The sequence below is a fragment of the Thermus sp. genome, from assembly GCF_037444525.1.
Taxonomy (GTDB): domain Bacteria; phylum Deinococcota; class Deinococci; order Deinococcales; family Thermaceae; genus Thermus.
Genome location: NZ_JBBIMD010000033.1, coordinates 1 through 23761 on the forward strand (window position 1 = coordinate 1; position 23761 = coordinate 23761).

A 23761-nucleotide genomic window follows, 5' to 3' on the forward strand; every position below is an offset into this window, starting at 1 on the left:
GATCGGACTTCAACACCAAGCCCGCGGTGGGGTCGCAATGAACCGAAGGGAGCTCCTCTTCCTGCTCTCCGCCCTGGCTGGCCTTTCCCCCAAGGCCTTGGCCCAGGTGCTGGAGGACCCGTCCAGGCTTTACGACCTTCCCCCTTACGGGGAGGCCAGCCTCCTCTACTTCTCGGACATCCACGGCCAGGCCTTTCCCCACCACTTCATGGAGCCCCCTAACCTCATCGCCCCCAAGCCCCTTATGGGGCGGCCGGGATACCTCACGGGCGAGGCCATCCTGCGCTACTACGGGGTGCCTCGAGGCTCCCTCCTCGCCCACCTCCTTTCCTGCCTGGATTTCGTGGAGCTGGCCCGGTCCTTTGGCCCCTTGGGGGGCTTTAGCGCCCTCACCGCCCTCATCCGTAGGCAGAAGGCCCAGGTGGAGGCCGAGGGGGGTAAGGCCTTGGTCCTGGATGGGGGGGATACCTGGACCAACTCCGGGCTTTCCCTCCTCACCCAGGGGGAGGCCATCCTGGAGTGGCAGAACCTGGTGGGGGTGGACCACATGGTCTCCCACTGGGAGTGGACCCTGGGCCGGGCGCGGGTGGAGGAGCTCCTTAAGCGCTTTAAGGGGGAGTTCCTCTCCTACAACGTGGTGGACGAGCTCTTTGGGGACCCCCTTTTCCCCGCCTACCGCCTCTACCGGGTGGGGCCTTATGCCCTGGCCGTGGTGGGGGCTACCTACCCCTACGTGAAGGTTTCCCACCCCGAGGAGTTCACCGAGGGGCTTTCCTTCGCCCTGGACCTGCGCCGCCTCCAGGAGGCGGTGGATCGGGCCCGGGCCGAGGGGGCAAACGCGGTGGTCCTCCTCTCCCACAACGGCCTCCAGCTGGACGCGGCCCTGGCGGAGCGGGTGCAGGGGATAGACCTCATCCTCTCCGGCCACACCCACGACCTCACCCCCTTGCCCTGGCGGGTGGGGAAGACCTGGATCGTGGCGGGAAGCGCCGCGGGCAAGGCCCTCATCCGGGTGGACCTGAAGCTTTGGAAGGGGGGGATCTCCAACCTGCAGGTGCGGGCCCTGCCCGTCCTGGCCGCCCACCTGCCCAAGGCCGAGGACGTGGAGGCCCTTCTGCAGGAGAAGACCGCCCCCCACCGGAACCACCTCTTCGCCCCCTTGGCCGTCACGGAGACCCTCCTCTACAAGCGGGACACCCTCTACTCCACCTGGGACCAGCTGGTGGGGGAGGCGGTGCGGGCCACCTACCCGGAGGTGGAGGTGGTCTTTAGCCCCGCGGTGCGCTGGGGGACCACCCTCCTCCCCGGCCAGGCCATCACCTACGACCACCTCTATGCCTACTTGGGCTTCACCTACCCCGAGCTCTACCTCTTCTACCTCCGGGGGGAACAGATCCAAAGCGTCCTGGAGGACATCGCCAGCAACGTCTTTACCCCCGACCCCTTCTACCAGCAGGGGGGGGATGTGAGCCGGGTGGTGGGCCTCCGCTACGTCCTGGACCCCGACGCCCCCAGGGGCCGGCGCGTCCGGGAGGTGGAGGTGGGGGGAAGGCCGCTGGACCCGAACCGCCGGTACTTGGTGGCGGCCTATGGCGGCAGGCTCCAGCGGGTGGGGGAGGCCAAGCCTGGGCATGAACCCAGGCCCATCCACGAGGTGGTGGCGGCCTACCTGAGGTCCGTGGGGCGGGTGCGCGTCCTACCTGAGCCCTACGTGCGCGTCTTGGGGCGCAACTACCAAGTGCCGGAGGTTACGGGATGAAGCGAAGCGCGGTTTTGGCCATGGGACTTTTGCTTTTGGGCTTAGGGTTTTCCCAGTTAAGCCCCTTTAGGGCCCGGGTCCAAGCGGCCATCCAGTCGGGTGGCCCGGAGTTTGCCCGGGTGATGCTGGGGCAGGACAAGGCCCAGGCCCTTTGCACCCAGTACCGGGACAACCTGCCTCCTGAGCTTCTCCCCGCTTTCCTAGAGGAGCAGAAGGCCCTCATCAAGTACCCCGCAAACGGCAAGCTCATGGGGGACTGGAAAAACGGGGAGAAGGTCTTCACCGACCCCAAGCGGGGGAACTGCTACGCCTGCCACCAGGGGGTGGCGGACGAGGTGGCCCACGGCACCATGGGGCCGAGCCTTTTGAACTACGGGGCCCGGGGCCAGTCGGAGGCCGTGGTGCGCTACACCTACGAGAAGATCTACAACGCTTGGGCCTTCGTGCCCTGCTCCCTAATGTACCGGGGTGGGGTGCACGGGCTTTTCACCCCGGAGGAGACCGCGGACCTCGTGGCCTTCCTCCTGGACCCCGAGTCCCCCCTCAACCGGAGGTGAGCCGTGAGGAAGCGTCTGGTTCTTGCCGTCATGGGGCTGGCCGGTCTTGGGGCCCTCTTCGCCTACACCCAGGGGCAGAAGCCCTTGGACCCCTACGAGGAGGCCATGCGCCAGCGGCAGATGTACCTGGAGACCTTTGGCGTGCTTCCGGGGGAGCTTTTTGCGGAGGAGGGGAAGGAGCTCTTCCACCGCAAAGGGCCTTCCGGGAAGACCCTCGAGGCCTGCGATTTCGGCAAGGGGCCGGGGGTTTTGGAGGGGGTTTACGCCATCCTGCCCAAGTACTTCCCGGATAGCCGCAAGGTGGAGGACCTGGAAAGCCGGGTCTACACCTGCATGCAGACCGTCCAGGGCTTTAAGCCTTCCGAGATCAAGCGGGACGAGGTGCGGGCCATCACCACCTACATCGCCTCCTTCTCCTCTAAGGCCGAGATCCAGGTGGTGCCCCAGCGCCCGGAGGAGCTTGCCATGTACAACCTGGGCCGGGAGCTTTGGTACACCCGCGCGGGGCCCAGGGATATGAGCTGCGCGGTCTGCCATGACCGGTACGCGGGCCAGCGGGTGCGCCTTTCCCCGGTGAGGAGCCCCAAGCAGGGCCTGGGGAACGAGTGGCCGGCCTACCGGTTTGAGGAGGACCGCCTCTACACCATGGAGGACCGCATCAACTTCTGCTACGAGTCCATTGGCATTCACGCCCCCGCCTTCTACTCCGAGCCCCACATCGCCCTCACGATGTACGTGCTGGCCGAGGCCACCAAGGCGGGGCACACCTTTGAGGAGCTGCCCTTCTTCACCCGCTAGCCATGCGCAGGCGCGACCTTCTCCTCACCCTCCCCCTCCTCCCCTTAGCCCGGGGGGCGGAGGGGGAGGGGTGGGTCCAGGCCTTCGGGGCCTTCATTGAGAGGGTGCCCCCGGCCAGCTACCTGGTGTACCCCACGGAGGCCAAGGACCTCCTGCTCTTTGAACCCCTTATCCTGGATGTGCGCACGGAGGAGGAGCGGAAGAAGGGGTACATCCCGGGCTCGGTGCACATCTACGCCGGCCAAGTGCCGAGGCGGCTTTCCGAGCTTCCAAAGGATAAGGAGGTCCTGATCCTGGTCTACTGCAACTCGGGGAGCGTGTCCGCGGTGGTGGCGGCCTTTTTGCAGGCGGTAGGATACGAAAACGCCAAAAACATCGCCCATGGGTTCAAAGGCTGGCTGGATGCCGGCCTTCCGGTGGAGGGAGGATCATGAAGAAGCTGGTAGCCCTTTTGGTGGTGGCGGGCCTTTCCCTGGCCCAGTCCTTGGTGGTGGAGGTAAGGGGGAGCCTCGAGGCGGTGGAGGGGAAGACCCTGGCCGCGCTTAAGGCGGTGGGCCTGGAGCCCGACAGGGTCTTGAACCTGGGGGAGCAGGTGCGCCAGGTGACGGGCCCGGGGTTCCCGGACTACCGCCTCATCGTCCTGAAGCCCGAGAAGGGGGGCCTCGAGGCGGTGGCCAAAAACCCCATGGCGGCCATCGTCCTACCCCCCACGGTGTTCATCACCGGGGAGGGGGAGCGCTACACCGTGGGCACCTTTGACGGCCGTCTCCTCTTTGGGATGCTGGGGGTGTATGGGGGTGAGGTGGAGCGGCTTACCTGGCGCCTCGAGGCCGCCCTGGGCCGGCTTGGGGTGGTGAAGCGCCTGCCTCCGGCCATGATGCCCGACCCCTCCAGCGGCATGATGCCCGCCCTCCTCTACCGCGTGCCGAACGCCGCGGCGGAGGATGTGGTCCTCCAGGTGGAGGCGGAGCTGGCGGCCAACGGCCTCAACCTCCTCCCCAACGTCAAGGTGGGACCCGTCACGGTCATCATGCCCTGCAAGAGCGAGTGGGCCCGGATCATGTTCCTGACCCAGCCCGCTGGGGGCTTCGCCGCCCCCTGCCGCTTCTTCGCCATGCAGATGGGGAAGGACGCCCTGGTGGGGGCCATAGAACCCATGCTCATGACCATCATGCCCGGCGTCATGGGCTCTCCAGCGGTGGCCATGCTCCAGGAGGCACGCCAGGTGATGGCTTCCATTCTGGAAACCGTGGGCGGGGTGCCTTACCGCCCCGGTCAATAAGGGAGGGAAAGCATGAGCAAGGTGAACCGGCGCCAGGTTCTGAAGACGGGGGCCGCCCTGGCCGCGGCCGGGGCCTTGGGCCAGACGGGCTTCGCCCAGGAGTTCTACGCCTCCCCCCCCACCCTTCTGCCCCGCACCCGGGCTCCCCGGGTGGTGGTGGTGGGGGGCGGCTGGGGCGGGACCACCGTGGCCCGCAAGGTGAAGCAGCAGAACCCCAACGCCGAGGTGGTCCTGGTGGAGCAGAAGCCCATCTTCATGTCCTGCCCTATGTCCAACCTCTTCCTGGCGGGGGTGAAGCCCCTGGAGTGGTTGGTCTTTGACTACACCAACGTGGTCAAGGACGGGGTGACCTTCGTCCAGGAGAAGGTCCTGGACATCAACCTGGACCGCCGCCTGGTGCGCACCACGGGGGGGTACCTGGCCTATGACTTCCTGGTCCTGGCCCCCGGGATCGCCTACATGTACGAGGCCATCCCCGGCTACGAGGAGGCCAAGCACCTCCTCCCTGTGGGCTTCCGGCCCTTTGAGCACATCGCCCTAAGGCGCATGCTGGACCAGTTTGACGAGACGGGCGGGGAGCTCGTCATGTACATCCCCAACCCCCCCTACCGCTGCCCCCCTGGCCCCTACGAGCGGGCGGCCATGCTGGCCTGGCGGCTCAAGACCAAGGGGGTGAAGGGGAAGCTCATCGTTCTGGATGCTAACCCCCAGCCCGTCTCCAAGGCCCCCGGCTTCCTGGCCGCCTACAAGGAGCTCTACAAGGACTACCTGGAGTACGTCCCCAACACCCGCATCACCGGCCTGGACTACGGGAAGAAGGTGGTGAAGACGGAGCTCGGGGACGTGCCCTTCACCCTGGCCAACATCATCCCCCCCATGAAGGCCGCGGACCTCGTCCGGCAGGTGGGCCTGGGGGAGCGCTGGGCCAACGTGCGCATCCCCTACTACCTCTCCGAGAAGGACGACCGGGTCTACCTGGTGGGGGACATCACCGGCAACACCCCCTACCCAAAAAGCGGCATGATCGCCTACGTCTCCGGCACCATCGTGGCCCGGCACCTCACGGAGCGCCTCAAGGGCAAGTCCCTGGCCGAGATCCCACCGGAGATGCCCAACAACATCTGCTACTCCTTCGTGAACTCTGAGGAAGCCATCTGGGTGGCGGCCAACTACTCTTGGGACGAGGCCGCCAAGAAGATCCAGTCCCAAAGCTCCGTGGACAACCAGCGCTCCCCGGCCAACGGCACCGCCGCCATCGGCTGGGCCACGGGGATCTGGAACGACATGTTCGGCCCCGCTTAACCCTTTGCCCCGCCCCTCTTGGGGCGGGGTTTTCTGTGGCCGCTAGATACTCTAGGAGGGTATATGGACCGAAGGAGGTTTTTCCGGCTTCTTGGTGCGGGGGGGCTTTTTAGCCTCCTCAAGGGCAAGGCCCAAGGCTTGCCTTGGGATGAGAAGGCCTTTGAGCCCCTGAAGACCCTTGGGGCCCCCCTTTCCGAGTACGGCGCCCGGAGCCCCTTTGAGGAAGAGGTGGTGCGCTACATCTCCCCCAACCTCCGCACCCGGCACTCGGGGGCGGACTTCGCCCCCTTGGAGAAGCTGGAAGGGGTGATCACCCCCAACGGCCTCCACTTTGAGCGCCACCACGCGGGGGTGCCCCAGGTGGACCCCAAGGCCTATCGCCTGGTGATCCACGGGATGGTGGAGAGGCCTTTGGTCTTCACCCTGGAGGACCTCAAGCGCTTCCCCTCCGTGACCCGCACCTACTTCATTGAGTGTGCGGGCAACGGGCAAAACGGCTACCGTAACCCCCCAGACCCCAACCTCACCGCCACCCGTAGCCGGGGCCTGGCCTCCAACGCCAGCTGGACGGGGGTGCCCCTGGCCCTCCTCCTCAAGGAGGCGGGGGTGAAGCCCGAGGCCAAGTGGCTCATCCCCGAGGGGATGGACGCGGCCATGTACACCCGCTCCCTGCCCCTGGAAAAGGCCATGGAGGATGTGCTGGTGGCCTATGCCCAAAACGGGGAGGCCTTGAGGCCTGAGCAGGGCTACCCCGTGCGCCTGGTGGTGCCGGGCTGGGAGGGGAGCATCCAGGTGAAGTGGCTCCGCCGCATCCTGGTCACGGACCAGCCTGCCATGGCCAAGGACGAGACCAGCGAGTACACCGACGTGACGGCGGACGGCCGCATCCTGGCCTTCACCTGGGTCATGGACCCCGAGTCCATCATCACCTACCCCTCGGGGCTCCAAGAGATCAAGCCCGGCTTCCACGAGATCCGGGGCCTGGCCTGGAGCGGCCACGGCCGCATCACCAAGGTGGAGATCTCCTTTGACGAGGGCAGGACCTGGCGGCAGGCCGTCCTCGAGCCCCCCGTGGAGCGCTACGCCTTCGTGCGCTTCAAGATGCCCTGGTACTGGAACGGGGAGGAGGTGGTCCTTTGGAGCCGGGCCTGGGACGAAAAGGGGAACACCCAGCCCACCCGGGAGGAGTTCTTCAAGAAGTGGAGCCGAAACAACCGCTACCACTACAACGCCATCCAGGCCTGGCGCGTCCTAAAGGATGGCCGGGTGGTGAACGGCGACCGGCCCTTAGGGAGTGTGGCCTTTGGTTCGGTGGGCGGATGCCACGGGGAGGTGTTTGATGGTTAAGCGCGTTCTGGTGCTCTTGAGCCTTTTGGGCCTGGCCCTGGGGGCCCGGTACGGCCTTGGGACCCCCATCTCGGAGGAGGTTGCCCGCCAGTACGACCTGCGCCCTGTGGTCCTTCCGGATGGCCGGGGCCTGCCCCCGGGGGAGGGGAAGGTGGAGGAGGGAGAGCGGATCTACGCGGCGAAGTGCGCCTCCTGCCACGGGAAAAGCGGGGAGGGCTACCCCTTCAACCGCCTGGTGTCCGAGCCCTTCCCCATTACTCCGGACACGGAGCCTGTGGAGTACGCCATCGGCAACTACTGGCTCTACCCCACCACCCTCTACGACTACATCCGCCGGGCCATGCCCTTCGGGGCCGCGGGCAGCCTCACGGACCAGGAGGTCTACCACCTGGTGGCCTACCTCCTCTACATGAACGGCATCACCGACGCGGGCACCCCCATCAACCAGGCCACCCTGCCCAAGATCCGCCTGCCTGCTCGGGAGCTTTTGGAGCTGGACCCGGAGACCAAGCGCCGCTTCCCCTGGCTCACCTTGCCGTAGGATGGGGCCATGACGGTTTCCCTGGGCGCGGCCTTCTTGGCGGGGGTGCTCTCCTTCCTCTCCCCTTGCGTCTTGCCCCTGGTGCCCACCTACCTCTTCTACCTGGGGGGGGAGAGGGGGCGCCCCCTCTTCAACGCCCTTTTCTTTATCCTGGGCTTTGGGGCGATCTTCTTCCTCCTGGGCCTGCCCTTCACCCTGCTTGGGAGGCTTCTCTCTGAGTACCGGCCCCTTCTTGCCCGGGTTGGGGGGGGGCTCCTCATCCTCTTTGGCCTTTACATGCTGGGTCTAAGGCCCCGCTGGAGCGTGGGCCTCCGCTACCAGGGGGAGACGGGAAGCCCTTTAGGGGCCTTCCTCCTTGGGGCCACCTTGGGCCTCGGCTGGACCCCTTGCATCGGCCCCATCCTGGGGGCCATCCTCACCCTCACCACGGTGGGGGGTGGGGCGGGGCTCCTCCTCGCCTACATCCTGGGCCTCGCCGTGCCCTTCTTCCTGGTGGCCCTGTTTGCGGACCGGCTGAAGGGTTGGCTCAGGCGGGCGGGCCGGCTTTCCCACTACGTAGAGCTTTTGGCGGGGGCGGTGCTCCTTTTGGTGGGGGTCCTTCTCCTCACGGACTCCTTCACCACTCTGAACACCTTCTTCCTCCGCCTCACCCCCGAGTGGCTCCAGCGCTAGCTGTAGGGACGTTTTTCCCAAAGGGGCACCGGGTAGACTTAGAGCATGCTGCTTCGCCTCGAGGGCCTCTCCAAGCGCTTTGGCCGGGACTGGGTCCTAAGGGACCTCTCCTTCACCCTAAAGAGGGGTGAGGTGGTGGCCCTCTTGGGCCCCAACGGTTCCGGCAAGACCACCCTCCTAAGGCTCATGGCGGGGCTCTTGAAGCCCACGAGGGGCCTACTGGAGCGGAGGGGGCGGGCCCTTTTCCTTCCCAACCCCCCCGCCTTCCACCGCCACCTCACCGCCCGGGAGCACCTGGCCTATGACCTGGCCTTTCACGGGCAAGAGGGGGAGGTGGAGGGGGTGCTGGCCCGGTTTGGCCTTCCCCCGGAGGGGCCCCTCTTCACCTTCTCCAGCGGGATGAAAAAGCGCCTGGCCCTGGCCCGCCTCCTCCTCCTAAGGCCCGAGATATGGCTTCTAGACGAGCCGGAAACGGCCCTGGACGGGGAGGGCCGGGGCCTCCTCAAGGAGGTCCTTTCCGAGGCCAGGGGGATGGGCGGGGTGGTGCTGGCCACCCACGACCTGGCCCTGGTGGAGGGCGTGGTGGACCGGGTCCTGCGCCTGGGGGCGGCGTGAGGCGGATCCTCCTCTTGGCCCTAAGGGACCTCCGCCTCGAGGTGCGGGACCGGGCGGGGCTCGCTTCCCTCCTGGCCTTCTTCCTCCTTACCGTTTTCCTCATGGCCCTGGCCTTGGGGCCGGAGGAGTCGCTCCTCCGGCGGGCGGGCCCCGGGGTGCTTTGGGTGGCCCTGGCCTTCATGAGCACCCTTCTTGCCAGCCGGGCCTTCGCCCTGGAGGTGGAGGACGGCACCCTGGACGACCTCCTCCTTACCCCGGGGGGAAAGGAATGGGTGTACCTGGGCAAGCTCCTTTTCCAGATGCTCCTCCTTGCCCCCTTGGGGGCTTTGGCCCTTTTGGTGGTGGCTGGGCTCTTTTACCTTCCCTTGGAGAAGGGGCTTGCCCTCTACCTCACGGTGCTCCTCGGCACCTTGGGCTACGCCAGCGTGGCCACCTTCTACGCGGGGCTTTTGGCCCGGCTTAGGGGACGGGAGGTCCTCCTGCCCCTCCTCCTCTTCTCCTTGGTGGTGCCCGTGGTCCTGGCCGCGGTGCGGGCCAGCCTGGGCATCGTGGAAGGGGTGGACTGGGCCGAGGTGGGAAGCTGGTGGCGCCTCCTTCTCGCCTTTGACGTGATCTACACCACCGCCAGCGCCCTTCTCTTCCCCTTGGTCATGGAGGGGTAGTTCACGGTAACTTAACCCGGAAGGGGCAGACTAAAGGAGGGGAAACCATGATCGCGGAGATAAGGGACCGACCCGACACCTGGACCTGGCTCTTCCTGGGCCTAGGCCTAGCCCTTCTGCCCGCGGGGCTTTACCTGGCCCTTGCCGCCCCGCCGGACGCCAACCAGGGCTATCTGGCCCGCATCATGTACCTGCATGTGCCCGGCGCTTGGCTTGGCTATCTGGCCTTCTTCGTCACCTTCCTCTACTCCCTCCTCTACCTCTTCCGCCAGGACCCCCGCCTGGACCGGGTGGCCCTGGCCAGCGCGGAGATCGGCCTCGTCTTTATGGGGCTTGCCCTGGTCACGGGGATGCTCTGGGCCCGGCCCACCTGGGGGGTGTACTGGACCTGGGAGCCCAGGCTCACCACCACCGCCATCCTCTTCGCCGTTTATGTGGGCTACTTCCTCCTTCGAGGGGCCATTGAGGACCCCGAGCTTCGCCGCAAGGCGGCGGCGGCCGTGGGGATTCTGGGCTTCATCAACGTGCCCATTAGCTACATGTCCGTGAAGTGGTGGCGGAGCCTGCACCAGACCCAGTCCATTGACCTCACCACGGGGCGGATCCACATGGCCCCAGAGATGCTCCAGGCCCTCCTCTTCAACCTCCTGGTCTTTACCCTGCTCTACCTGGGCTTTGTGCGCTTTAGGGCGTTCTTGGCTGCCCTGGAGGCCGGGAAGGAGGAGGCGTGAGCGAGGTCTTCGTCACCTGGGTCTACGCCCTCACCTACCTCACGGTCTTCGGCTACCTGGCCTACCTCTTTTGGCGCTACCGGAGGACGCGATGAGGGTTAAGTACGTCATCGGCGTTCTGGTCATCCTGGGGGCCCTGGCCTACCTCATCTTCGGGGGCCTGGGCCAGAACCTGGTCTACTTCCTCACTCCTTCCGAGTACCTGGAGGGCCAGGCCCGCTACGGGGACCGCCCCGTACGCCTGGGGGGGCTCGTCAAGCCGGGCACCGTCCGGTACGACAAGGACCAGCTGGAGCTTCGCTTCGTTCTCACGGACGGGGTGGCGGAGGTGCCGGTGGTCCACAAAGGCACCCCCCCAGGGATGTTCAAGGAGGGGCAGGGGGTGGTGGTGGAGGGCCGCTTCCGGGGAGGGACCTTCCAGGGGACGAACCTCCTCGTGAAGCACTCGGAGACCTACCAGCCCCCCAAGGAGGGTTACACCCCTGAGGAGGTCAGGAAGCTCATTGAGGAGGCCAAATGACCCCGGCGCTTCTCGGCAACCTGGGCGTAACCCTCACCCTGGCCTTTAGCCTTTTGGGCCTAGTCTTGGCCCTTCTCGCTTACGTCCAGGGGGATGGCCGCCTCCTAAAGGGGGCTAAGGCCCTGGTCCTGCCCGCCTTCCTCGCGGCCCTTGCTGCCTTCCTGGCCCTGGAGTGGGCCCTCCTCACCCATGATTTCAGCCTGGCCTACGTGGCCGCCCACCATACCACCAAGGACCCCTTGTGGGTCACCCTGGTGACCCCGTGGGCGGCCCTGGAGGGCTCCATCCTCCTTTGGGGCCTCCTCCAGACCCTCTACACCCTCCTCGCCAGCCGCCGTCTCCCCGACCCTTGGCGGGCCTCCCTGATCCTCGCCGTCCTCTTCGGCATCCAGGCCTTCTTCTTCGGGGTCATGGCCACGGTGGCGAGCCCCTTCCAGACCCTTCCCAACCCCCCGCCGGACGGCATGGGCCCTAACCCCCTCCTCCAGAACCACTGGATGATGGCCGTCCACCCCGTGCTCATGTACCTGGGCTTCGTGGGGTTTTCCGTGCCCTTTGCCTATGCGGTGGCCGCCATGGCCTCGAGGCGCTACCAGGCCTGGGTGGGGGAGACCCGCTGGTGGACCCTCATCGCCTGGGGCTTCCTCACCGCGGGGAAGGTGGCGGGGGGGTGGTGGAGCTACGAGGTCTTGGGCTGGGGCGGCTACTGGGCCTGGGATCCCGTGGAGAACGCGAGCTTCCTCCCCTGGCTCCTCACCACCGCCTTCCTCCACACCGCCTACGTGCAGGAGACCCGGGGGGCCTTTAAGGTCTGGAACTTCGCCTTCGTGACCCTGGCCTTCTCCGCCACCCTCCTCGGCACCTTCCTCACCCGGAGCGGGGTCATCCAGTCCGTGCACGCCTTTGCGGAAGGCCCCGTGGGGCCCGTCTTCCTGGGGGGGTTTTTGGCCTCCCTCCTCCTCGGGCTTGGCCTCCTCTACCGGGTGGGCCGGGAGGTGCGGGACGCCACGGTCTTCCGCCTCCTCTCCCGGGAGGGGGCCTTGCTCCTTGGGGCCTTCTTCTTCGCGGGCTGGGCGTTGGTGGTCCTCCTCGGGACCCTCTACCCCCTTCTCGTGGAGGCGGCCTCCGGGGCCAAGGTGAGCGTGGGGGCCCCCTTCTTCAACCAGGTCTCCGCCCCCATCGGGGTGGGGATCCTCCTCCTCATGGGGGTGGGGCCCATCCTCCCCTGGCGGCGGCCGAGGCCCGAGGTTTTCCGGAACCTCTACCTCCTCCTGGCGGTCCTCATCCTCGGCACCCTCCTGGGGCTCCTACGGGGCTACACCCTGGGGGCCTCCTTGGCCCTGGGGCTTTTCCTCTACAACGCCCTCTCGGTGGGGCTCCTTTTCCGGGAGGGCTTTTTGGCCAGGAAGGCCGTGGGGCTTAGCCCTTGGGGCTTTCTGGAAAACCGGAGGCGCGTGGGGAGCCTCCTCGTGCACTTCGCTGTGGCCCTCATGGGCCTGGCCATCGCCTTCAGCCAGACCTACCGCCTCGAGGCGGAAAAGACCCTCCACCGGGGCCAAAGCTGGCAGGTGGCGGGCCTCACCCTCACCTTCCAGGGGGTGCAGGCCCTGGACGAGGGGCGGCGCTTCGCCGTGGAGGCCTTGCTCCGGACGGACCGCTTCGGGGAGGTGCGCCCAAGGCTCCACTTCTACCCCCAGATGCAGTCCCCCCTGCCTTCCCCCAAAGTGGTCTACACCCTGAAGGACGACTACTACTTCGTCCTCATGGATTTTGACCGGGAGAAGGGGGAGTGGGCCTCCATCCGGCTCATCCTCACCCCCATGGTCCTTTGGCTTTGGGTGGGGGGTGGGCTCATGGCCCTGGGGACGGTGTACATCCTCTGGCCCCAAGGGAGAAGGGCGGAGGCACGGGAGGTGAGCCCAGCGTGAGGGCCTGGCTTTGGTTCCTGGTGCCCCTTTTCCTGGCCGGCCTTTTCTGGTGGGGGATGCAGCGGAACCCTAAGGAGCTCCCCTCGGTCCTGGCCCAGGAAAAGCGCCCCGCCCCCGACTTCACCCTGCCCCTTCTTTCCCCCTACCGGGCGGGGTGGGGGGAGACCTTCCGGCTTGGGGACCACCTAGGGGAGAAGCCCATCCTCCTCAACTTCTGGGCCAGCTGGTGCTACCCCGCCTGCTACGAGGAGGCCCCGGTGCTGGAGGCTTTTTGGCAGCGCTACAAGGACCGGGTGCTCTTCGTGGGGGTGAACGTCCAGGACAAGGAGGCGGAGGCGGTGCGGTTCGTGGAGCAGTTTGGCCTTTCCTTCCCCAGCGTCTTTGACCCCAGGGGCCGGGTGGGGGTGGACTACGGGATGTACGGGGTGCCCGAGACCTTCCTCATTGACCGGGAGGGCCGGGTGGTCCTTAGGCACGCGGGGGCGGTGGACGAGGCCCTTTTGGGCCGTTACCTGGAGGAGGTGCTCCGGTGAGGCTTTTCCTCTTCCTCCTCCTTTTCTGGACCGGGGCCCTGGCCCAGGAGGCTGCCCCGCCCCCGGACCTTCCCCCTGAGGTCTTCCAGATCGCCCGGACCCTCCGCTGCCCCGTCTGCCAGGGGGAGTCCGCGGCGGAGAGCAACTCCGGGGTGGCGGTGGAGATGCGCCGCCTCATCGCCGAGATGCTCAAGGAGGGGAAGACCCCCGAGGAGATCAAGGCTTTCTTCGTGGATCGCTACGGGGACTGGATCCTCTACGAGCCCCCCCGGAGGGGCCTTACCCTTTGGGCCTGGGTCTTGCCCCTGGTGGCCCTGGCCCTCCTCGCCCTCGGGCTTTTCGCCTACTTCCGGCCTAGGCCCCTGCCCAAGGAGCTTTTGGAAGAGGCTGAACGCCGGATGAAGGAGCCCCCGGCATGACGGCCACGCTTCTTTTCCTCTTCTTCCTGGCCCTAGGCCTTTTCCTGGCCCTAAAGCCCCTTTTTGGCCCCAAGGAGCCCTTTCCCGAGCCCCCCAGGCGGGAGGACCTCCTAAAGGAGCTCGAGGTCCTGAAGGAGGAGGTGAAGGCCCTGGAGGGGGAGGAGCGCAGGCTGGCCCTGGCCCGGATGGTGGAGCTGGAGCGGGCCCTGGAGGGCTGGCGCCCCCTGGCGCCCAAGCCCTTCCGGCCCCTACCCCTTGTCCTGGCCCTGGGCTTGGTGCTCCTCGTGGGGGTGGGGCTTTGGCGCTACACCCTGCCCCGGCTCCCTGGGGAGACGGTGACCACCCAGCGCCTCGAGGCCCAAAGGCTTAGGGACCTGGCGGAGAAGGCGAAGCGCACCGGGGCGGTGGAGGACCTCCTGGCCTGGGGGCAGGAGGCCTACCGGCTTAGGGTCTACGAGCAGGCGGCCGAGGCCTACCTGGAGGTGCTGAAAAAAGACCCCCGGAACGTGGAGGCCATCCGGCGGGTGGGCATCCTCCTTTTCATGTCCGGGCAGCCGGAGGAGGCCCAGGTCTTCTTGGAGATCGCCCAACACGCTGACCCTCAGGCGGCGGAGGGGTGGCTTTTCCTGGGCAACATCTACTTCCAAAAGGGCGAGCGGGAAAAGGCCATCGCCGCCTGGGAGAAGTACCTGGCGGTGGGGGGCGAGGCCCGGGAGCGGGTCCAGGGGCTCATCGCCATGGCCAAGGCCCAGGCCACGGGCGGGACGGATGGGCGCACGGTTTACCTTGCCCGCTGTGCGGCCTGCCACGGACAGGAAGGAGAGGGGGGTGTGGGCCCCAGGCTCAAGGAAAACCCTATCCTAAAGGTCCCGGAGGCGGTGCGGGAGATCGTCCTGAAGGGCCGGGGCACCATGCCCGCGGTGACCCTTTCCGAGGAGGAGCTTAAGGCCCTCCTGGGCTACCTTAAGACCCTATGAGGCGGCGGGACCTGGTCTTCTACCTACCGGTGGCGGCGGCGGGGGGGTTTTTCCTGTGGTTCGGCGTGCGCACCTACAACCTCCGCTTCCGCCCCCGGCCGGAGGTGGGAGAACCCCGCTGGAAGGACGGCCCCCGGGTGGAGGTGGCCCGCCTGGGGGCGCTTGCCCTTTGGGAGGCCAAGCCCTTCCACTACCCCCTGCCCCAGGGGGAGCTCAAGGCCCTTCTTCTCCGCCTACCCGAGCCCGCCCCTGGGGGCCTTTCTCTAGGGGGAGAACACTACATCGCCTTCAGCCGCATCTGCACCCACCAAGGGTGCACCCTGAACTACGTTCCTGACCCCGAGGCGGCTGCCCTCCTCTACAACTTTCGTCACGAGCGCCCCTTCCTGGGCTGCCCCTGCCACTTCGGGGCCTTTGACCCCCTCCTTGGAGGAAAGGCAATCTATGGCCCCCCCCACTACCCCCTACCCCGCCTCCGCCTCGAGGCTCAAGGGGAGACCCTTTACGCCACCGGCCATGAGGTGCCCCTGAGGCCCCTGGAAGGGGTCTAGGTACCCCGCCAAAGCCGACGCTTCGGAAGGGGATGGTTCAACGCCGAGGCGCTCAGGCTCCAGGCCGCACCCGGACGAAGCGGTCCCTGCCCCGCTGCAGCACCAGGGGCCTCCTCAGCTCCACCTCCAGGTGGGGGTCCTCCACCACCTCCCCGTTGATCCTAAGGCCCCGGTTCTTGATGAGCCGTTTGGCCTCGGCGTTGGAGGGGGTGAGGCCCGCCAGGGTAAAGAGGCGGGCCACGGGGATCCGGCCTTCCTGGAGCTCGGCGGAGGGGATTTCCACCTCGGGGAGGCTTTCGGGAATCCCTCCCTTGGCCACCTGGTCGTAGCGGGCCTCGGCCTCCTGGACCCTTTGGGGGCCCACCCCCTGGTCCCGGCCAAAGGCCTCCCAGGCGTAGCCCAGGCCCTCGTAGTAAGCCCGGTCCAGCCTGGGGGGGAGGAGGGGCTCGTTGTAGGCGGCGGTGAGGAGGCGGGCCAGAACCCGGTGGGCGGGCACGGGCCCCTGGGCCAGGACCTCTCCGATCTCCTCCTCCGTTAGGTCCGTAAGGAGGCGGAAGTAGTCGGGGAGGAGGGGGTCCGGCACCCACATGAGCTTCTTGAACATCACCTCCGGGGGTTCGGTGATGCCGATGTAGTTGTCCAGGCTCTTGGACATCTTTTCCCGGCCGTCCAGGCCCACGAGGAGGGGCATGAGGAAGCAGACCTGGGGGGGCTGGCCGTAGGCCCGCTGCACCTCCCGGCCCACCAGGAGGTTGAACCTCTGGTCCGTGCCCCCCATCTCCACGTCGGCACGGATGGCCACGGAGTCGTAGGCCTGGGCGAAAGGGTAGAGGAACTCGTGGAGGGAGATGGGGATCCCCTCCTCGTAGCGCTTCTTGAAGTCCTCCCGCTCCAGCATCTGGGCCACGGTGAGGAGGGAGGTGAGGCGCACCACCTCCTTGAAGGTGAGCCCCTCCAACCACTCGGAGTTGTAGCGGAGCTCAAAGAGGTGGGGCTCCTGCCTTAGGATCTTCCCCGCCTGCTCCACGTAGCTTTTCGCGTTTTCCCGGGTTTCCTCCAGGGTGAGGGGCGGGCGGGTCTTGCTCCGGCCCGAAGGGTCCCCGATCATCCCCGTGAAGTCGCCGATGATGAGCACCACCTTGTGCCCCAATTCTTGGAACTGGCGCATCTTCCTAAGGACCACCGCGTGGCCTAGGTGCAGGTCGGGCCGGGTGGGGTCGGCCCCGAGCTTCACCGTGAGGGGCCGGCCCTCTTCCAGCTTGGCCTTGAGCTCCTCCTCGGGGATGATCTCTGCGCTTCCCCGCTTGAGCCAGGAAAAGGCGTCCTCCATGCCCCCAAGTATACTGAGGGCAATGCGCAGCTTGGTCCTGCTTCTTCTCGTGGCCTTAGGGGTGTACTGGTATGCGGAGAACCGTGGTCTGGCCGTGGGCTATCCCCCCTTTCTTCCTGTGGTGTACTGGAAGTACACCGGGGAAGCCCGCTACCCCGTAAGGGTGACGGGGCTCTTGGATGCGGTGAAGGTCAGGGTGGAGGGGGAGCTTAGGGAGGGGCGGCTTGCGGTGGCCTTCCTGAGGGAGGGCCGGGTGGTGGGGGAGGAGCGCTTTGAGGGAGCTTTCCGGCGGGAGCTCCGCTTTCCCGCCCCGCCTGGGGCGTACGAGCTTCGCTTCCGCCTCGAGGGCGCCAAGGGTCTCGTGCGCTACGACTGGGTGGCCACCAAGTTTGCCCCTTAGGGCCCGGGTGTGCTACACTTGAGCCTGGCTTGCCCCTTGGGGGCATAAGGGGAGGATCATGGCGCAAAAGAAACCCAAGAGGAACCTTTCTGCTCTGAAGCGGAACCGCCAGTCCCTGAAGCGCAGGATGCGCAACCGGGCCAAGAAGTCGGCCATCAAGACCCTGAGCAAGAAGGCCGTGGCCCTGGCCGCGGAGGGCAAGGTGGAGGATGCCCTCACCATCCTGCGCAAGGCCCAAAGCCTCATTGACAAGGCGGCCAAGGGTTCCACCCTGCACAAGAACACCGCGGCCCGCAAGAAGTCCCGGCTCATGCGCAAGGTGTATAAGGCCCTGCAGGCCGCAGGGGTTCAGGCCTAGGGGAGGCGGCCATGGGGAAGGGTGACCGGCGTACCCGTAGGGGCAAGATCTGGCGGGGCACCTACGGCAAGTACCGCCCCCGCAAGAAGAAAAAGTAAGACCGGACTCCCCAAGGGGAGCAGGGCTCCCTCCTCAAGGGGAGGGGGCTTGTTCTTCCTTTTCTATCTCCCAAAGAAGGTCCCTAAGGAGCCATCCCTGCCCCGGAGGGGAGAGTTCCCCCGAGGTGAGTCCCCGCACTAGGTAGCGGCGCACCAGGCCCACGGGCACGCCCTGGGCGATGATCTCCCCCAGGTTGCGGCTCCCATCCAGGAGGGCGGCCAGGGCGCTGAACTCTTCCAGGGTGGCGCTCTTCTTTCCCTGATGGCGGATCCTCAGGGCGTACCAGGCGTAGCGGCGGAGGGGGTAGAGGTCCCCCTCCCTCACCCCCATGTAGGCCCGTTCCATGGCGATGAGGAGGGGCACCCCCCAGGCCTTGGCCGCGGCCCGCACGCTCTTTCCTCCCCCGAAGACCTCGTAGGGCTCCTTGGGGCGGATGGCCTCCAGGACGCGGCTTGGAGAGTCCAAAAGGGTGCGAAACCGCTCCCACTCGTCGTTCACCCGGGCCCACTCCCCTAGGAGGGCGGCGAAGGGCATGAGGGGCCTTTCCTGCCCCGAAGGCCCAGGCCGGAAACGGAAGCGCCCCTCCTTGGGGTGGAGGGGGAAGGTGAAGAGGGCCTCCAAGCCTTCCCAGTCTAGGGTGGCCGCCCCCACCACCTCCCCCGCCTGGAGCCTCAGGGTAAGGGGCAGGGGGCCCACCTCCACCTCCAAGACCCCCGAACGCCGGTGCTCGTGGATGAGGCCCAAGGCCTCCGTTAGGGGGAAAACGCTCAGTTCTCCTTCCAAAAGAACCCCTCCCCGATGTCCAGGATTAGGATACGCCCTTGGCCCCGGTAGCCCTCCAGGGCCCTGACCACCGGTTCCTCCGCCCCCGCCCGCACCAAGGCGGCCATCGTGGGCCCCGCCCCACCGATGAAGGCCGCCAGGGCCCCCGCCTCCAGGGCCCCTTCCAGGGCCTCCAGGACCCCGGGCATGAGGTGGGCCCGGTGGGGTTGGTGGAGGCGGTCCCGGCAGGCCTCCTTTAGGGCCTCGAGGCGGCCTGAGAAGAGGGCCGCGGGCCAAAGGGCGCTCCTTGCCAGGTTGAAGACCGCATCCCTCAGAGGCACGGCTTCGGGCAGGGTGGCCCGGGCCAAGGGGGTGGGCACCTCGTAGGGGGGCACGGCCAGCACGAAGCGCACCCCTTCCGGGCGGGGAAGGGGGATGGCGAGGGGGGGGTCTGCCAGGGCGGCCACAAAGCCCCCGTAGACCGCGGGGGCCACGTTGTCCGGGTGGCCCTCCAGCCCGGCCGCCACCCGGAAGACCCCTTCCCGGCCAAGCTGCCCCCCAGAAGCCCGGTCCGCCAGGGCCACACCAGCCACCAAGGCGGCGGAGGAACTCCCCATGCCCCGGGCCAGGGGGATGGGGTTGAAGGCGCGGATGCGGAGGGGCTCGGGGGCAAGGCTCAAGGCGCGCATCCCGGCCCGGTAGCCCTCATGGACCAGGTTGTCCGGGCCCTCCACCTGGCCTTCCCCCTCGTATATGAAAACGTCCTCCCGGGCGGGCTCGGCCTCCACCTCGAGGTAGAGGTCCAGGGCCACGCCCAGGGCGTCAAACCCGGAGCCCAGGTTGGCAAGGGTGGCGGGGACGAAGAGGCGGGGCATACAAATCCCCTTCAGGATACCAGTGGGCCCCCTAGACCACCCGGAAGGGCAGCGGAACCCGCTCCTCCTCCAGAAGCCTCCTCGCCCGGGGCAGGGCCTCGGCCACCTCGTGGGCCAGGAGGCCCACCCCCTTTTCCTCCGCCAGGACCTCCCCCGCAAGGCCGTGGAGGAAGACCCCAAGCCTCGCCGCCTCAAAGGGGGGAAGCCCAGCGGCGAGGAGGGCGGCGATGGCCCCCGAGAGCACGTCCCCCGTGCCCCCGGTGGCCAGGGCGGGGTGGCCCGTGGGGTTCACAGAAAGCCGCGTGCCTTCCGCCACCACCGTGGGGGCTCCCTTGAGGACCACGGTGAGGCCCGTTCCCTCCGCCAGGGCCTGGGCAGCCCCTAGGGGGTCTTGGGCCACGGCCTCGGGGGTGGTGCCGAGTAGGCGGGCGGCCTCCCCCGCGTGGGGGGTGAGGACCGCGGGCACGCCCCCCTTGCGGTAGGCCGCCACCACTTCCTCCTGTAGGGCGTCCGCGTCCAAAACGGTGGGGAGGCCCGCCTCCAGGGCCGCCAGGGCCCAGGCCGCCCCCCAAGGCCCCCCGCCCATCCCCACCGCCAGGGCCTCCACCCTGAGGGGGGGGAGGGTGGGGGCGGGCACGGGGTGGAAGACCGCTTCCAGGGGCGAAGGGGGGTGCCCCTCGGGCAGGACCAGGTGCACCAGCCCCGCCCCCATGCGGTAGGCCCCTAAGGCGGCGAGGAGGGGGGCCCCTGCGTAGAGGAGGCCTTTCCCCCGGTACCCTCCTAAGACCCCCACCCGGCCCACGCTCCCCTTGTGGGCGGTGAGGGGGCGGTGGGGGAGGAGGGGCCTTAGGGCCTTGGGGGTGGCGATCTCGGGGAGGGTGGGGTCCTCCTGGAGGTCCTTGGGCAGGCCGATCTCCGCCAGGAAAAGCCTTCCGCAGGCCTCCCGCTGGAAGAGATGGGGCGTCTTGAGCCCTCCGAAGGCCACGGTGGCCGTGGCCCGCACGTGGGGGCTATGGGGGAGCCCTGAGGGCAGGTCCAGGGCCAGGATGGGGAGAAGGGAGGCGTTCATCCTTTCCACGAGCCCCGCGTAAAACCCGGTGAGGGGCCCCTTGAGGCCGGTGCCGAAAAGGGCGTCCACCAGGACCTCCCCCTCTTCCCAACGGGCTTCCTCTAGGGGGCGGACCTCCACCCCGTGGGCCAGGAGGGCCTTTAGGGCCAGGAGGGCATCCCCCTTCTGCCCCTCCTCCGCATAGACCCGGACCCTAAGCCCCTTCAGGAGGAGGTGGCGGGCCAGGACCAGCCCGTCCCCGCCGTTATTCCCCTTTCCTGAAAGGACCACCGCGGGGGCCTTTCCAAAAAGGGCCCGGTAGACCTGGGCCGCCTTCATCCCCGCCCACTCCATGAGGAGGAGGGTGGGGTAGCCCCGCCTGGCCGCCTCCTGGTCTGCCCGGCGCATGGCCTCGGGGGTGAAGAGCCGCATGGTTCTACAATAGCCCCATGGATCTCTCGGAGGCGAGGCGGCGTCTTGCGGAGGCCCGGCGGGTGGCGGTCCTTACGGGGGCGGGGATCTCCAAGCCCTCAGGCATCTCCACCTTCCGGGACGCGGAGGGGCTTTGGCGGTCCTTCAACCCCCTGGACTACGCCACCCCCGAGGCCTACGCCAAGGACCCCAAGAAGGTGTGGGAGTGGTACGCCTGGCGCATCGCCAAGGTGCGGCAGGCGGAGCCCAACCCCGCCCACTACGCCCTAGCCCGCCTCGAGGCCGACCTCCTGGCCCGGGGCGGGGACTTCCTCCTGGTGACCCAGAACGTGGACGGCCTCCACGCCCGCGCGGGGAGCCAGAGGGTGGTGGAGCTCCACGGCAACCTCCTCCGGGCCCGGTGCGAGGCCTGCGGGAGGCGCTTTCCCCTCCCCGAGGCCTTCCCCATCCCCCCCTCCTGCCCGGCCTGCGGGGGGCGGGCCCGGCCCGACGTGGTCTGGTTCGGGGAGCTCCTCCCCGAGGGGGCTTGGGAAAAAGCCCTAAGGGCCTTTTCCGAGGCCGACTTTGCCCTGGTGGTGGGCACCAGCGCCGAGGTGGAGCCCGCGGCCTCCTTGGGCCGCATCGCCTACGCAGCCGGGGCCTACCTGGTGGAGGTGAACCCGGAGCCCACCCCCCTTACGCCCCTCGCCCACCTCGCCTTGCGCCTCGGGGCGGTGGAGGGCCTGGAGGCCCTTTACCCCTTAAGCTCGGCCCCGGGGTAGCTCCGGGGGAGGAGCTTCCGTTCCCAGGCGGCCTTTAGGAGTTCTTCCCGGAAGTCCGGGTGGGCCACCTCTATGAGGGCCAAGGCCCTTTCCCTTAAGGAGCGGCCGAAGAGCTCGGCGATGCCCCACTCCGTCACCACGTAGTGCACGTCCGCCCGGGTGGTGACCACCCCCGCCCCCGGTTTCAGGTAAGGGACGATGCGGCTTTGCCCCTTGGCCGTGGAGGGGAGGGCGATGATGGGCTTCCCCCCCTCGCTCCGGGCCGCCCCCCGGATGAAGTCCAGCTGGCCCCCGAAGCCCGAGTAGATGCGGGTGCCGATGGAGTCCGCCACCACCTGGCCCGTGAGGTCCACCTCTATGGCGGAGTTGATGGCCACCATCTTACGGTTCTGGGCCACCACGAAGGGGTCGTTTACGTAGTCCGCGGGGTGGAGCTCAAAAAGGGGGTTGTCGTGGACGAAGCGGTAAAGCCTTTCGGAGCCCAGGACGAAGGTGCCGACGATCTTGCCTGTGTGGAGGGTCTTGCGCGCCCCGGTGATGAGCCCCTTCTCAAGGGCCTCTAAGACGCCGTCGGAGATCATCTCCGTGTGCACCCCCAGGTCGCGGCGGCCCTCGAGGCTGGCCAGGACCGCGTCGGGGATGGCCCCGATGCCCATCTGCAGGGTGGCCCCGTCCTCAATGAGGCTGGCCACGTGGGCCCCAATGCGCTGCTCCACCTCCCCGAACCCCTCCCGCTTGAGCTCCGGTAGGGGGTAGTCCATCTCCACGATGGCCGTGAAGCGGGACACGTGCACGAAGGTGTCCCCCAGGGTGCGGGGCATCCTCGGGTTTACCAGGGCGATGACCAGGGGGGCGGTTTCCAGGGCGGCCTTGGTGGCGATGACCTCCACCCCTAGGGAGCAGAAGCCGTGCTCGTCCGGGGGGGAGACCTGGACAAGGGCGGCGTCCAGGGGGAGGACCCGCCGCTTGAAAAGCCAGGGCACCTGGTGGAGCATGATGGGCACGTAGTCCGCCCGGCCCTCGTTCACCGCGGGCCGGTCCGCGGGGCCCACGAAGAGGGAGCGCCGCCGGAAGTGCCCCTCCATCTCGGGCCCGGCAAAGGGGTCCTCTCCCATCTGGAGGAGGTGGACCAGCTCCACCCCTTCCAACTCGTCCTTGCGGGCGGCCAGGGCTTTGAGGAGGGGGGTGGGGGTGGCGGCGTTGCCGGAGACGAAGACCCGCATCCCCGAGCGGATGAGGCTTGCGGCGTCCTCGAGGCTGGTGAGGCGTTTGCGGTAGGCGCTCACAGCTCCCCTCCTTTCTCGCCCCGGAAGAGGTAGGCCCCCGCGCGCAGGGCCTCCGGCCCCTTCTCCCCAAGCTCCCTCAGGTAGGGCAGGAGGTGGAGGGTGAGGGCGTGGCTGGCGGTGCGGGGCACCAGGGCGGGCACGTTGGGCACGCAGAAGTGGGTGATGCCCAGCTCCTGGTAGATCCCCGGGCGGCTGGTTTCCGCCACCCCCCCTTGGTCTATGGCGAAGTCCAATAGGACGGAGCCCGGCCGCATCCTCTCCAGGAGGCTCCGGCTGAGGAGGGTGGGGGTCCTCTCCCCGGGCACCGCCACCGCCCCCACCAGCACGTCCGCGAAGGCGGTGTAGCGCTCCAGCCGGGTCTGGGTGATGAGGGCGGTCACCGCCCCCGGGGCCTCGAGGGCCGCCCGCTCCAGGGCTTTCAGGTCCTGGTCCAGGAGATAGACGGAGGCCCCCGCCCCCAAAAAGGCCCGGGCCGCGGCCCGGCCCAGGACCCCAGCCCCCAGGATCACCACGTCCGCCGGGGGGATGCCGGGCAGGCCGGAAAGGAGGATCCCCGGCCCCTGGGGGGCTTCCAGGAGGCGGCCCGCGATCTGGGGGGCAAGCCGCCCTGCGATCTCGCTCATGGCCTTAAGCACGGGCCGCTCCTCGGGGGTGCTGAGAAGTTCATAGCCGATGGCGGTAAGGCCCTTTTCCGCCATGGCCTCCAAGACACCGGACTCCGCCGCGGCCAGGTGCAGGAAGCCCATGAGGACTGTGCCCGGGCGCAGGAGGGCGATCTCCTCGAGGGTGGGCCGCCCCACCTTCAAGACCACCTCCCCCCGCCGGTAGGCTTCCTCCGGGGTGTAGACGATGCGCGCCCCGGCGCGCTCGTACTCCTCGTCGGGAAAACCCGCCCCTTCCCCGGCCCCCCGCTCCACGAAGACCCGGTGCCCAAGGGTGGCCAGCTCCCGCACCCCTTGGGGGGTGAGGGCCACCCGCCTTTCCCGCACCTCCTCCCCCGCCCAGGGGGGTAGGGCTCTCAGGGCCCCGCGTTCTTTCGGCAGGCTAAAGTCCATACCTCCTTGAGCTTACGCCCTAAGGAAGGGCCACTGTGCTCGGACAAACACATGTGAGACTGCCCCAACTAAAATGTGGGGACCACTCCAACATGAAGGAGGTCCCCACGAATGCAGCTTACCACCATCGGCCAGGAGATGTGGAAGGGAGCCCGGCTGGC

At 67.9% G+C, this 23761-nt stretch carries 28 protein-coding genes; 22 read left to right on the top strand and 6 right to left on the bottom strand.

Annotated features, from left to right (window positions below; translation table 11 throughout):
• Positions 1-37: 37 nt before the first annotated feature.
• The 18 genes from soxB (at position 38) to WKI94_RS06835 (ending at position 15194) form a co-directional block, all read left to right on the top strand.
• A complete protein-coding gene (soxB, locus tag WKI94_RS06750; RefSeq protein ID WP_337845004.1) occupies positions 38-1759 on the top strand; it encodes a thiosulfohydrolase SoxB in 1722 nt (573 codons plus the stop codon).
• Complete coding sequence (gene soxX, locus WKI94_RS06755; protein WP_337845005.1) at positions 1756-2316, top strand: sulfur oxidation c-type cytochrome SoxX; 561 nt, start codon at positions 1756-1758, stop codon at positions 2314-2316. The genes soxB and soxX overlap by 4 nt, the downstream gene beginning before the upstream one ends.
• 30 nt (positions 2317-2346) lie before the next feature.
• Complete coding sequence (gene soxA / locus WKI94_RS06760) at positions 2347-3114, top strand: sulfur oxidation c-type cytochrome SoxA (protein ID WP_337845029.1); 768 nt, start codon at positions 2347-2349, stop codon at positions 3112-3114.
• 2 nt (positions 3115-3116) lie between these two features.
• Entirely contained in the window at positions 3117-3548 is a 432-nt protein-coding gene (locus WKI94_RS06765) for a rhodanese-like domain-containing protein (RefSeq protein WP_337845006.1), read from the top strand.
• Positions 3545-4396 carry a translation initiation factor 2 gene (locus WKI94_RS06770; RefSeq protein WP_337845007.1) on the top strand — a complete coding sequence of 284 codons (852 nt, stop codon included), beginning with the start codon at positions 3545-3547 and terminating at the stop codon, positions 4394-4396. The genes WKI94_RS06765 and WKI94_RS06770 overlap by 4 nt, the downstream gene beginning before the upstream one ends.
• Before the next feature lie 12 nt (positions 4397-4408).
• The gene (locus WKI94_RS06775; RefSeq protein WP_337845008.1) at positions 4409-5698 is read left to right on the top strand and encodes an FAD-dependent oxidoreductase; all 1290 of its coding nucleotides are present in this window, start codon (positions 4409-4411) and stop codon (positions 5696-5698) included.
• A 63-nt stretch (positions 5699-5761) separates the two neighbouring features.
• The gene (gene soxC, locus WKI94_RS06780) at positions 5762-7045 is read left to right on the top strand and encodes a sulfite dehydrogenase (protein ID WP_337845009.1); all 1284 of its coding nucleotides are present in this window, start codon (positions 5762-5764) and stop codon (positions 7043-7045) included.
• Positions 7038-7586 carry a cytochrome c gene (locus WKI94_RS06785; RefSeq protein ID WP_337845010.1) on the top strand — a complete coding sequence of 183 codons (549 nt, stop codon included), beginning with the start codon at positions 7038-7040 and terminating at the stop codon, positions 7584-7586. The genes soxC and WKI94_RS06785 overlap by 8 nt, the downstream gene beginning before the upstream one ends.
• Before the next feature lie 9 nt (positions 7587-7595).
• Positions 7596-8258: a cytochrome c biogenesis protein CcdA gene (gene ccdA, locus WKI94_RS06790; RefSeq protein ID WP_337845011.1), complete on the top strand. Its 663-nt coding sequence runs from the start codon at positions 7596-7598 to the stop codon at positions 8256-8258.
• 45 nt (positions 8259-8303) lie between these two features.
• Entirely contained in the window at positions 8304-8873 is a 570-nt protein-coding gene (locus WKI94_RS06795; RefSeq protein ID WP_337845012.1) for an ABC transporter ATP-binding protein, read from the top strand.
• A complete protein-coding gene (locus tag WKI94_RS06800) occupies positions 8870-9535 on the top strand; it encodes a heme exporter protein CcmB (protein WP_337845013.1) in 666 nt (221 codons plus the stop codon). The genes WKI94_RS06795 and WKI94_RS06800 overlap by 4 nt, the downstream gene beginning before the upstream one ends.
• 47 nt (positions 9536-9582) lie before the next feature.
• A complete protein-coding gene (gene ccsA / locus WKI94_RS06805) occupies positions 9583-10266 on the top strand; it encodes a cytochrome c biogenesis protein CcsA (protein WP_337845014.1) in 684 nt (227 codons plus the stop codon).
• A gap of 91 nt (positions 10267-10357) precedes the next feature.
• Positions 10358-10786 carry a cytochrome c maturation protein CcmE gene (gene ccmE, locus WKI94_RS06810; RefSeq protein WP_337845015.1) on the top strand — a complete coding sequence of 143 codons (429 nt, stop codon included), beginning with the start codon at positions 10358-10360 and terminating at the stop codon, positions 10784-10786.
• On the top strand, positions 10783-12714 hold the full coding sequence (locus WKI94_RS06815; protein ID WP_337845016.1) for a cytochrome c-type biogenesis CcmF C-terminal domain-containing protein: 1932 nt from the start codon (positions 10783-10785) through the stop codon (positions 12712-12714). Before ccmE ends, WKI94_RS06815 begins: the two co-directional genes overlap by 4 nt.
• Positions 12711-13247 (top strand): TlpA disulfide reductase family protein, encoded by a 537-nt coding sequence (locus tag WKI94_RS06820; protein WP_337845017.1) that lies wholly within the window; start codon positions 12711-12713, stop codon positions 13245-13247. The genes WKI94_RS06815 and WKI94_RS06820 overlap by 4 nt, the downstream gene beginning before the upstream one ends.
• Entirely contained in the window at positions 13244-13666 is a 423-nt protein-coding gene (locus WKI94_RS06825) for a cytochrome c-type biogenesis protein CcmH (RefSeq protein ID WP_337845018.1), read from the top strand. The genes WKI94_RS06820 and WKI94_RS06825 overlap by 4 nt, the downstream gene beginning before the upstream one ends.
• Positions 13663-14643 (top strand): tetratricopeptide repeat protein, encoded by a 981-nt coding sequence (locus WKI94_RS06830; protein ID WP_337845019.1) that lies wholly within the window; start codon positions 13663-13665, stop codon positions 14641-14643. The genes WKI94_RS06825 and WKI94_RS06830 overlap by 4 nt, the downstream gene beginning before the upstream one ends.
• A complete protein-coding gene (locus tag WKI94_RS06835; protein WP_337845020.1) occupies positions 14640-15194 on the top strand; it encodes a Rieske 2Fe-2S domain-containing protein in 555 nt (184 codons plus the stop codon). Before WKI94_RS06830 ends, WKI94_RS06835 begins: the two co-directional genes overlap by 4 nt.
• Before the next feature lie 52 nt (positions 15195-15246).
• Here WKI94_RS06835 and tyrS read toward each other — a convergent pair whose 3' ends face one another.
• Positions 15247-16524 (bottom strand): tyrosine--tRNA ligase, encoded by a 1278-nt coding sequence (tyrS, locus tag WKI94_RS06840; RefSeq protein ID WP_337845021.1) that lies wholly within the window; start codon positions 16522-16524, stop codon positions 15247-15249.
• A gap of 22 nt (positions 16525-16546) precedes the next feature.
• Here tyrS and WKI94_RS06845 point away from each other — a divergent pair, with 22 nt between their 5' ends.
• Genes WKI94_RS06845 through WKI94_RS06855 form a run of 3 tightly spaced genes read left to right on the top strand, consistent with a single transcriptional unit; the run spans position 16547 to position 17380 of the window.
• Positions 16547-16924, top strand: coding sequence for a hypothetical protein (locus tag WKI94_RS06845; RefSeq protein ID WP_337845022.1), 378 nt, complete (start codon positions 16547-16549; stop codon positions 16922-16924).
• 58 nt (positions 16925-16982) lie between these two features.
• A complete protein-coding gene (gene rpsT / locus WKI94_RS06850; protein ID WP_337845023.1) occupies positions 16983-17282 on the top strand; it encodes a 30S ribosomal protein S20 in 300 nt (99 codons plus the stop codon).
• An 11-nt stretch (positions 17283-17293) separates the two neighbouring features.
• The gene (locus WKI94_RS06855) at positions 17294-17380 is read left to right on the top strand and encodes a 30S ribosomal protein THX (protein WP_188847011.1); all 87 of its coding nucleotides are present in this window, start codon (positions 17294-17296) and stop codon (positions 17378-17380) included.
• Between the two features lie 34 nt (positions 17381-17414).
• On the opposite strand, the gene WKI94_RS06860 is transcribed toward WKI94_RS06855, so the two are convergent.
• The 3 genes from WKI94_RS06860 to WKI94_RS06870 are packed head-to-tail and all read right to left on the bottom strand — an operon-like array spanning position 17415 to position 20498.
• The gene (locus tag WKI94_RS06860) at positions 17415-18164 is read right to left on the bottom strand and encodes a DUF4388 domain-containing protein (RefSeq protein WP_337845024.1); all 750 of its coding nucleotides are present in this window, start codon (positions 18162-18164) and stop codon (positions 17415-17417) included.
• Positions 18149-19024: a homoserine kinase gene (thrB, locus tag WKI94_RS06865; protein ID WP_337845030.1), complete on the bottom strand. Its 876-nt coding sequence runs from the start codon at positions 19022-19024 to the stop codon at positions 18149-18151. Before thrB ends, WKI94_RS06860 begins: the two co-directional genes overlap by 16 nt.
• A gap of 25 nt (positions 19025-19049) precedes the next feature.
• Complete coding sequence (locus tag WKI94_RS06870; RefSeq protein WP_337845025.1) at positions 19050-20498, bottom strand: NAD(P)H-hydrate dehydratase; 1449 nt, start codon at positions 20496-20498, stop codon at positions 19050-19052.
• Positions 20499-20515: 17 nt separating this feature from the next.
• Between WKI94_RS06870 and WKI94_RS06875 the strand changes: the two genes are divergently transcribed.
• Positions 20516-21259 (top strand): NAD-dependent deacylase, encoded by a 744-nt coding sequence (locus tag WKI94_RS06875; RefSeq protein WP_337845026.1) that lies wholly within the window; start codon positions 20516-20518, stop codon positions 21257-21259.
• On the opposite strand, the gene WKI94_RS06880 is transcribed toward WKI94_RS06875, so the two are convergent.
• The gene (locus tag WKI94_RS06880; RefSeq protein WP_337845027.1) at positions 21232-22545 is read right to left on the bottom strand and encodes an acetyl-CoA hydrolase/transferase C-terminal domain-containing protein; all 1314 of its coding nucleotides are present in this window, start codon (positions 22543-22545) and stop codon (positions 21232-21234) included. The genes WKI94_RS06875 and WKI94_RS06880 overlap by 28 nt on opposite strands.
• Entirely contained in the window at positions 22542-23600 is a 1059-nt protein-coding gene (locus tag WKI94_RS06885; protein ID WP_337845028.1) for an alanine dehydrogenase, read from the bottom strand. Before WKI94_RS06885 ends, WKI94_RS06880 begins: the two co-directional genes overlap by 4 nt.
• Positions 23601-23761: the final 161 nt, after the last annotated feature.